Annotated in this window: 8 protein-coding genes; 5 read left to right on the top strand and 3 right to left on the bottom strand. The window is 61.0% G+C overall.

Annotated elements, in window-relative coordinates:
• A partial coding sequence (locus tag ACMLHG_RS04105) for a hypothetical protein (RefSeq protein ID WP_417169653.1) occupies positions 1–987 on the bottom strand: 987 nt, incomplete at its 3' end.
• 34 nt (positions 988–1,021) lie between these two features.
• Positions 1,022–1,897 (bottom strand): helix-turn-helix domain-containing protein, encoded by an 876-nt coding sequence (locus tag ACMLHG_RS04100; RefSeq protein WP_417169652.1) that lies wholly within the window; start codon positions 1,895–1,897, stop codon positions 1,022–1,024.
• Between the two features lie 109 nt (positions 1,898–2,006).
• Between ACMLHG_RS04100 and ACMLHG_RS04095 the strand changes: the two genes are divergently transcribed.
• Entirely contained in the window at positions 2,007–3,062 is a 1,056-nt protein-coding gene (locus ACMLHG_RS04095; protein WP_417169651.1) for a sialidase family protein, read from the top strand.
• A gap of 28 nt (positions 3,063–3,090) precedes the next feature.
• Here the strand turns inward: ACMLHG_RS04095 and ACMLHG_RS04090 are convergent, their stop codons facing one another.
• Entirely contained in the window at positions 3,091–3,960 is an 870-nt protein-coding gene (locus ACMLHG_RS04090) for a helix-turn-helix domain-containing protein (protein ID WP_295807976.1), read from the bottom strand.
• Positions 3,961–4,117: 157 nt separating this feature from the next.
• Between ACMLHG_RS04090 and ACMLHG_RS04085 the strand changes: the two genes are divergently transcribed.
• The 4 genes from ACMLHG_RS04085 to ACMLHG_RS04070 all read left to right on the top strand — a co-directional run bounded on the left by ACMLHG_RS04085 (position 4,118) and on the right by ACMLHG_RS04070 (position 9,226).
• Positions 4,118–6,274 (top strand): pyruvate formate lyase family protein, encoded by a 2,157-nt coding sequence (locus ACMLHG_RS04085; protein WP_417169650.1) that lies wholly within the window; start codon positions 4,118–4,120, stop codon positions 6,272–6,274.
• Positions 6,271–7,167: a glycyl-radical enzyme activating protein gene (locus ACMLHG_RS04080; RefSeq protein WP_295807981.1), complete on the top strand. Its 897-nt coding sequence runs from the start codon at positions 6,271–6,273 to the stop codon at positions 7,165–7,167. The genes ACMLHG_RS04085 and ACMLHG_RS04080 overlap by 4 nt, the downstream gene beginning before the upstream one ends.
• Positions 7,168–7,396: 229 nt before the next feature.
• Positions 7,397–8,683 (top strand): 3-isopropylmalate dehydratase large subunit, encoded by a 1,287-nt coding sequence (locus ACMLHG_RS04075; protein ID WP_295807983.1) that lies wholly within the window; start codon positions 7,397–7,399, stop codon positions 8,681–8,683.
• An 18-nt stretch (positions 8,684–8,701) separates the two neighbouring features.
• Positions 8,702–9,226 carry a 3-isopropylmalate dehydratase small subunit gene (locus ACMLHG_RS04070; protein WP_295807986.1) on the top strand — a complete coding sequence of 175 codons (525 nt, stop codon included), beginning with the start codon at positions 8,702–8,704 and terminating at the stop codon, positions 9,224–9,226.
• The last annotated feature ends 22 nt before the right edge of the window (positions 9,227–9,248 follow it).

Below are 9,248 nucleotides of genomic sequence, written 5' to 3'. Positions count from 1 at the left end.
TTCCGTTTTATCGAGTAGCTTGTTATAGCTCCCGGCCACTGGATACTGCTTGGTCGTATCCGCGACGGTGTCCGGGGGGGTCCCGTCGGCGGGGCGTGGTATCCGATCAGGCGAACCACCTTGGTTGACCGCTGACGGTTTTTTCAATTCATCCAGTTCCAGCGAGTAGATCCGATTCCCATCTTCTACAATTTCTTTTACCGTAATATACGCTTCCGCAAAAGTTTTCCCTGTATAGAACGGCGCGGCAAATCGCTTAATGGAACGAATATGTTCACTCCCTTTGCGATCTTCACGCCTTTCTACAAGAACTGCATTTTCATACAGACGATCAATGTTGGAAATTGCTTCAAAATGTTCCGCATTGGTAAAGCCATTGGCGTTTGATTTTTCTCTTGCCTTGTTCGAGAGCAGTTTGTTAATTCCATTTAAAGAAAGTTTCGCCTCATCTTGGGAATCTGCATTTACAAAGGTCTTCCCCTGCAATGACCGCAAATGATTTCTCGCCTCGGCATAGGTGGATGCCTTCCGCTTGGGAAACGCTTTCCCTCCCTCCGGATCATTGATCAATGAACTGGAGAATCGCAACCAATTTCTGGTGCCGATCTCCGCATTTCTCCCGGCGCGGCTTCTCCGCCGCAGCGCCCGGGCGGAACGGCGCAGCAGCGCCTCGATCTCGCGGTCACTCCAGCGGACGCGGTCGAGATAGGGCAGACGGCGGAGAAGCTGTTTCACCTGCGCCAGAAACTCCCGCCACCACGACGGTTTCAACGCTTCATTTCTCTCCTCGGCCAGATGAGCGATGTACTCTTCGGCCGCTTCGCGCCTGCCGTTCTCCGTATCGAGATCGAGATGGTAGCGCTCCGCGATCTCGCGGAAACGCGCCTCGCCGCCGTGACGGCTGCTGACCCAATCGAGCATCGAGTGGAACGCATCCGGCGCGAGAACCTCCCGCAGCCCCTTGTGCGCCACCAGCTCGTGGAACACCACCCCCGGAACCTCCGACGGCGACAGCCGCGCTTCACCGCCCCCGGATGTAGCGGCGGTACTGGCCGGGCGTCCGGGCGAAGACGCTCCGGAACAACGTCGCAAAATAGCACTCCCCGGAAAATCCCGAACGGCGCGCCACCTCCCCCAGCGGCAGATCGTATCGCGCCAGCAGCCGCGCCGCATGGATCAGCCGGGCCCGCTGCAGGTAGGCGGCCGGCCCCATCCCCATCTCCCGCCGGAAAAGTTTGCGCAACTGCACCTCCCCCAGATGCACCGCCGCCGCGATGTCGGCAACCCCGATGTTTCCGGAAAAATTTTCGCGGATGTACGCGAGTGCACGGGTGATCCGCTCATCGCTTCTGCGGCGCTCCGCAAAGCGAAACCGTCCCGCCGCCGCCTCCTCCTCCATCAACTCCAGAAAGAGGTGACGCATCAGACGTTGTGCCGCCTCGGGCGAATGGTTCCGCAACGCGACAATCCGGGTGAGCCGTTCCAGCACCGCGTCGGTGTGCGCCGGGTGCAGAAAGGGTGTGGCAAAACAGCCGAAGGGATTCTCCCCGGCGACGTTGTCCGCCAGCGCATGGGCGATGAAGTGGCTCGACGCATCGCATCCGTCGGCCAGCCCGAACGCGTGCGGCACGAACTCCGGCACGATCATCGCGTCGCCGCGCCGGAAAATCCGCCGCTCGCCCGCCACCTCCACCTGTTCCTCCCCCGAAACGGTCATGTAGAAAAAGTTGTCGCAAATCCGCCGCTCCGGTACACGCCACGGCCGGAAACAGTTCCAGAAGGTGATGCCGAGCACAATCGGCTCCGTCTCCAGCGCAATCCGGGCGAGCGTCTCCTCCGCCGCCGGTTCCAACAGCGTCTCCAGCTTCCTTTTCCGTTCGTCGCCGAATTCATTCATAGTGTCGAAAATCGAAAGAAATTACCGCTTTCCTGCAATTGCCCTTTGCTGAAACATAGCCTATATTGTTCATAAAGCAACCCGGAAATCGAAATCAAGGAGAATTTTCATGGAACTCGTCGACCGGATTGAATTCGCCTACCCCGTTTCCACGATGTTCGAAGCCGATTCCACCTGGCTCTTCGGCCGCGAACCCACCCCGCGCCGCATGCCGGACGGCTCGATCGTTTCACTGCTCTACACCGGCGGCAAACAGGAACCGGCCCCGGAAAACGTCGCCACCGTCATCCGCAGCGAGGACGACGGCGAAACCTGGTCGAAGCCGCAACTGCTCTTCCGCCATCCGTTCCGCTGCACCTGGGGGACCGAACTTTTCACCGAAGGCGAACGCCCCTTCGCCGTCTTCCAGACCTTCTGCTACGAAACCGTCTACGCCGAATTGCGCGCCTTCCTGACTTTCACCGACGATTCCGGCAGAAGCTGGAGCAATCCCGTGTCGCTTCCGGGCGTGCCGGCGAACTTCTCGGTCCGGCAGGGCAAGGTGCTCAGCGATGGCAGCTGGATCTTCCCGGTCTACTGGTTCTGCAACCGGACAAAATGGGATACCATCCGCGCCCCGGGCAACGGATTCGTCTCCGGCGTCATCCGCTCCACCGACGGCGGGAAGAGCTTCTCCCTCCACGGCGCCGTCGAAACTCCCGAATCCGCCTGGGAGCCGGAAGTTACCGAACTCGAACCCGGACACCTCAAAATGTACGTTCGCTACGAGCACCCCGCCGCCGTCCTCTGGGAGAGCGAGAGCTTCGATTACGGGAAGAGCTGGACCCCCGCCCGCCCCTCGGAAATCCCGAACCCCGGCACCAAATTCGTCATCTACCGCATCCGCGGCCGTCACGTGCTCGTCAACAACGTCTGCACCCCGGACCATCCGTACCGCGACGTTCTGGAGCTCTGGGTCAGTTCCGACAACTGCGCCACCTGGGAGAAGAAACTGCCGCTGGCACGCTCGTTCTCCGGTCCGCTCCAGCCGAACGGGAAACCCGCCATCACCCAGGTCGCCTATCCGCACGGATTCGCCGACGAAAAGGAGGAGAAGCTCTATCTCGCGATCGACACGGTCCGGAAATTCTACTTCCTCAAGGTGCCGTTCGCCGACTTCCTCTAAGCGGAGGAACCGCGTCGCGGGGAGAGGCTCAGGCGAGTTCCGCCCCCTCCCCCGCCCGACGCTCCGCCGCGCCCGCCGGGTCGCCCGCCAGCACCCGGTAGAGCTTGCGGTACTCCCGCGGCGAACAGCCCAGATGCCGCCGGAAAAAGCGCGAAAAATAGAACTCGTTGCAGAAGTTGAGCTGGTCCGCCACCTCCCGGATGGAGAGCTCCGTACCGGCGAGAATCCGTTCCGCCCGCTTCACCAGCAATCGCGAGAAAAATCGTTTCGGCGAGAGTCCGGTGTCATAGATGAACTTCTTGGTGAAGGTCTCCTTGTTCATATGCATGATCCGCGCCATCTGCGCCACATCGATGCCGGCCGTGCAGTGATCGAGCAGAAATTCAAAGAGCGGCTCATACCGGCTGTATCCGCCGAGCAGATTTTCCGCCGTCACATTCGACTCCCGCAACAGTGTGCTCAGCGCCTCCCAGATCAGCGCGTGAAGCGCGGCAACCCATTGAAGCGGGTCGCGCAGCTCCACCATCCGCCGGATTGCGGCGATCCAGTCCGGCTTCTCCGCGTGGTAACTCCGTTTCTGCCGGAGAAAGAGATCGACCCCGGGAAACGCCTCCAGATTGAAGTGCACCGAAAAATGAAGCATGCTCTCATTCTGATCGTGCAGGATCTCCCGGAACGCCGGCACGAAGACACACTGCCCCGGCGTCAGCGGAATCGTCTCGGCGTCATCCTGAAACGAACACGCCCCGTCCGAATCCAGAATGCAGACCAGGCGGTTGTGCGGCATGCAACTCTTCCACCGTCCCGGATTCGTCCCGTAATAAACCGGCCGCAGAATCAGGTTCAGCTGTCGGCTGTGCGCCTGCAGATTGAGTTCCTGAAACGTCGTCATCGGCATGATGCCATTCTCCTTGTTTTCTACGGTTGAATATAGAAGATTCTGCAAAAAAAATCAAGCAGAATACTGGAAAAGATATGTTTTTCTCCATTTTGTTCATTCTATTTTTCCGCATTTCGTGGTATACTGAATAGCAGGAACGCAGGAGGATTCCAAAATGGAAAGCAGATTTGAAACCGTCCGCACCCGGCTGGAACAGCAATACCACCCGATGGTGACCGAGCCGGAAAGCGGTCCGGATGAAAAAACGTTGAAACAGGAACTTGAAGAGTACGAAACTCGGCATCAAGACAAGCCGCTCATCCGCCTCAAGGCGGAAATGCTCGCCCTTCTTCTCACCCGCGGCAGAATCGGCATCGACTCCTTCGACCGATTCGCCGACCATCTCGAGGGGAAAGGGCTCCTCTGGGATCTCAATAACAAATGCAGAAAGGCCGCGGAAAGTCATATCTGTGCAACCGTGCTTCAGTCGACCCGGGCCTTCGGCGACGGCGGCATTTTCATCTCTCAGATGGATCAGAGCCACACCTCGCCCGACTGGTACGCCGTGCTCTCCCTCGGCCCCGCCGGATTGCGCGACCGGGCACTCGCCGCTCTCGAAAAGGCGAACGATCAGGAGGCGAAGGATTTCCTTGCCGCCGCCGCCTGCGTCTTCGAGGCAATGCGCAAATTGATTCTGCGGTTCGCGGCACTGGCCGATGCCAGACAGCTCCCGGAACTGGCCGAAACGATGTATGCCATCGCCGACCGTCCGCCGGAGACGCTGCGACAGGCACTTCAGCTCGGGCTCATCTACGATACCTGTCAGGAGATGGAGCTTGAGCCGGTCCGTTCGCAGGGGACCTTCGACCAGCTGTACGTGCCGTTCCTCCGCCACGACCTGGAGCGCGGAATCCTCACCCGCGAAGAGGCGAAGGAGCTGCTCAAATTCTACTGGACGAAGTTTTATGCCCAGATGCATCCGAACGGCAAGAACTTCTGCTTCGGCGGTCTCGCTTCCCCCGGCGTCGACGGCTGCAATGAACTCACCGAACTCTGCTTCGAGGTCCACCGGGAGCTGAACCGGATCAATCCGAAATTGTCGTTCCGCGTCCACAAGGGCACGCCCGAGAAGAATCTCCTGCAGGTGGCCGAATGCGTCCGCACCGGCCGGACCGCGGTGGTGTTCAGCAACGACGAGGTCGCCTTCGACATGTTCCGCCGTCGCGGCAAGGAGGAGCAGGACCTCTGCCGCTACGTGCTGATCGGCTGCTATGAACCGGCGATCATGGGGCGTGAAATGTGCTGTTCGATGGCCGCCTGGGGCAATCTGGTCAAACCGCTGGAGGCGGTCCTCAACAACGGCTGCACCTTCGACGGCGTCCGGCTCGGCCCGGAGTGCGGCCTCCCCGCCGACGCGAAGGAGTTCGAAGCGGAATACTTCCGCCAGCTCGACGCAATGCTCACCCGCGTGATGGAGAACACCAATGCCCATGAGCGCGTCTGGAAGGAGATCAACCCCTCCCCGCTGCTCTCCGGCACCATGCGCGACTGCATCGAATCGGGACGCGACGTATCCGACGCCGGCACCCGCTACAACTCCAGCGGCGTCATGTGCTGTGGACTCGGCACCGTGGTCGACTCCCTGATGGCGGTGAAGACGCTGGTTGACGATCGCAAACTCTGCACCGTTGCTCAGCTCTCCGACGCGCTGCACCGCAACTGGCAGGGCGCCGAACCCCTGCGCCAGCAGGCGCTCAAGCGGTCGCCGAAGTGGGGCAACAACCATCCGGAGGCCGACACCGCCGGGCAGCGGATTGTGGAGTTTCTCGCGAAGAAGATCAACCGCACCCCCAACACCCGGGGCGGCACCTTCCAGCTCGGCCTCTGGTCGATCGACCACAACTTCACCTTCGGGAAGAAGTGCGCCGCCACGCCGGACGGCCGGTTTGCCGGAGAACCCCTCTCCCGCAACCTCGGCGCCTCGATCGGCATGGAGAAACATGGTCCGCTTGCGCTGATGAACTCGGCCGCCTCGCTCGATCAGGCGGAGTCTCCGGACGGAGCGGTGCTGGACATTCTGCTCCACCCGAGCGCGGTCTCCGGTCCGGACGGGGCGAAGGTGATCGCCGGTCTGGTGCGCGGCTACTTCGCCTCCGGCGGACTCACAGTGCAGTTCAACATTCTGGACGCCGATGAATTGCGCGAAGCGCAGAAGGAGCCGGAAAAACACTCCGACGTGCAGGTCCGGGTCTGCGGCTGGAACAGCCGCTTCATCGACCTCTCGCCGGAGGAGCAGGACGCCTTCATCCGTCAGGCGGAGGTGCAGGAATGAACCCGGTTCGCATCGTCGGCATCAAACATCTGGCCGTCCATGACGGACCGGGAATCCGCTCCACCGTGTTTCTGAAGGGGTGCCCGCTGCGCTGTCTCTGGTGTCACAATCCGGAGAGCGTCCGCCCGGAACCGGAAATCGCGCTGCGGCAGGGCAAGTGCGTCGGCTGCGGCGCCTGCGCCGCCGTCTGTTCCTGCCACCACGTCGAAGGGAACCTTCACACCATCGACCGGAAGAACTGCATCGGCTGCGGCCGCTGTGTCGAAGCGTGCCTCTTCGACGCGCTGACCCTCTACGGGCAGGAGATGACGGTCGAGGCGGTGCTGGCTGAAGTGCTCCGCGACCGGGTCTTCTACGCCGAAAGCGGCGGCGGAGTCACCGTCTCCGGAGGCGAACCGCTGCTCCACCCGGAGTTCTGCGCGGAGCTTTTCGAACCTCTTAACGCCGAGAAGATTCCCTGTGCGGTGGATACCTGCGGCGAAGTACCGTGGAAGGCGTTCGAAACGGTACTTCCGCACACCGGACTCTTTCTCTATGACATCAAGGCGATGGATTCCGACCTTCACCGTCGCCTGACCGGACGGGGCAACGAACGGATTCTCGAAAATTTGCGCACGCTCGACGAAACCGGCGTCCCCATCGAAATCCGCATGCCGGTGGTTCCCGGGTTGAACGATTCGCCGGAGGAGTTCGCCGCCGCCGGGCGGTTTCTCGCCGGGCTGCGCCATCTTGTCGGCGTCCGTCTGCTCGCCTACCACGCGTTCGCCCGCTCGAAATATGAGTCGATCGGTCACGCGGTGACCCTGCCGGATGTCCCCTCCCCGTCGCCGGAACGCCGTGAAACGCTGGCGAAGATTCTCACCGGCTTCGGCGTGAACGTGCTGGAGGTGTGACCCGCCTCCCCGCCCGCGTCAGATCGCTCCCGGAACCGCCGCCCCGCTCAGGACGGCGGTTCATTATATTTATTCCCCTGCCCCTCTTCTCCGCCCTCTCCCGGACCTCAGAAGAGCAGAAAATCCCACTTTTGTTAAATATATTTAATTTTTATAAAAATATTGAATTTTCCACAAGCCGTGCTATAGTAAGGAGTGTACAGAAACAACAACGGAAGGAGTTTCCGAAATGGGCAAAACAACCGCTCAGAAAATCTTCGACGCGCATGTCGTCGACAAGCCGGCGGACGGCGTCTGGGTCCTCAGTCTCGACCGCGTCTTCTGCCACGAAATCACCACGCCGATCGCCATCAACGATCTGGTCGCCATCGGCAAGGACCGGGTGTTCGACCCGACGAAAATCAAGGCGGTCATCGACCACGTGACCCCGGCGAAGGATTCCAAGACCGCCGAGCAGGGCAAGACCATGCGCGAGTGGGCGCGCCGCCACGGCATCAAGGACTTCTTCGACATCGGCGCAAACGGCGTCTGCCACGCGCTCTTCCCGGAAAAGGGATTTGTCCGCCCCGGCTACACCGTCATCATGGGTGACTCCCACACCTGCACCCACGGCGCGTTCGGCGCGTTCGCCGCGGGCGTCGGCACCACCGACCTCGAAGTGGGCATTCTCAAAGGGGTGTGCACGATGCGCGAACCCGAAACGATCAAGGTGAACCTCACCGGCAAGCTCCAGCCCGGCGTCTTCGCCAAGGATGTGATCCTCGCGGTCATCGGCAAGCTCACCGTCAACGGCGCCACCGACAAGGTGATCGAGTTCGCAGGTCCGGTGGTCGACGCCATGCAGATGGATGCGCGCATGACGCTCTGCAACATGGCGATTGAAGCGGGCGCCACCTGCGGCATCTGCTATCCGGACATGGTGACGGTCGATTTCCTCTGGCCCTTCATCAAGGAGGAGTTCAAGAGCCGCGAAGAGGCGCTCGCCGAATACTCGAAGTGGCGGCCCGACGCCGACGCGGTCTACGCCGACACGGTCGAATTCGACGTTTCGAACCTCGAACCGATGGTGACGATCAACTACAAGCCGGACCAGGTCCGCACCGTGCGTGAAATGGAGGGCACCCCGGTCAACCAGGTCTACATCGGCAGCTGCACCAACGGCCGGCTCGAAGACCTCCGGATCGCCGCCGGAATCCTCAAGGGCAAACACATCAGCCCGAATCTCCGCGCCATCGTCTCGCCGGCGACGCCGAAGATCTACCGCGACGCGCTCGCCGAAGGGCTGATCGCGATCTTCATGGATGCCGGGTTCTGCGTGACCAATCCGACCTGCGGCGCCTGCCTCGGCATGAGCAACGGCGTGCTGGCCTCGGGCGAATCCTGCGCCTCGACCACCAACCGCAACTTCAACGGACGCATGGGCAAAGGCGGCATGGTTCACCTGATGAGCCCGGCGACCGCCGCGGCGACCGCCATCGCCGGTGTGATCACCAATTCGCCCCTCTTCAAGAAATAAATGAAGGCGACTGTCAAAATGAAAAACTTCAACGGAAAAATTCTCTTCCTCGACCGTTCGGATATCAACACCGACGAGATCATTCCGGCCAAGTATCTGACGGAACTGACCAAGGCCGCCCTGAAGCCCTACTGCCTCGAGGATCTCAACCTGCCCGGCTTCGACCCGAAAAAGGACATCGCCGGCAAGAGCGTCATCGTCACCCGGGCGAACTTCGGCTGTGGTTCCAGCCGGGAACATGCGCCGTGGGTGCTCGAATGCAACGGCATCAATCTGGTCATCGCCGAGAACTTCGCGCGCATCTTCCGCCAGAACATGTTCAACTGCGGACTGATGGCGATTCAGCTCGACAAGGCGACGATCGACGAGATCTTCCGCACCTTCGCCGGAACCGATGCGGAGCTCACCACCGACTTCGACGGGCACAGCTTCACCATCACCAACGGCAAAGAGACCCGAAAGTACTCCTTCACCGCCGGAGCCTTCGACCTCGAACTGGTCAAGGCGGGCGGCTGGGTCAACTACGCCGACCAGAAGTACTGATTTCATCGAAAAATCGGCACCG

It is taken from the genome of Victivallis sp. (assembly GCF_048170485.1).
Classification (GTDB): Bacteria; Verrucomicrobiota; Lentisphaeria; order Victivallales; family Victivallaceae; genus Victivallis.
This window is presented reverse-complemented; position numbering and strand designations above follow the sequence as displayed.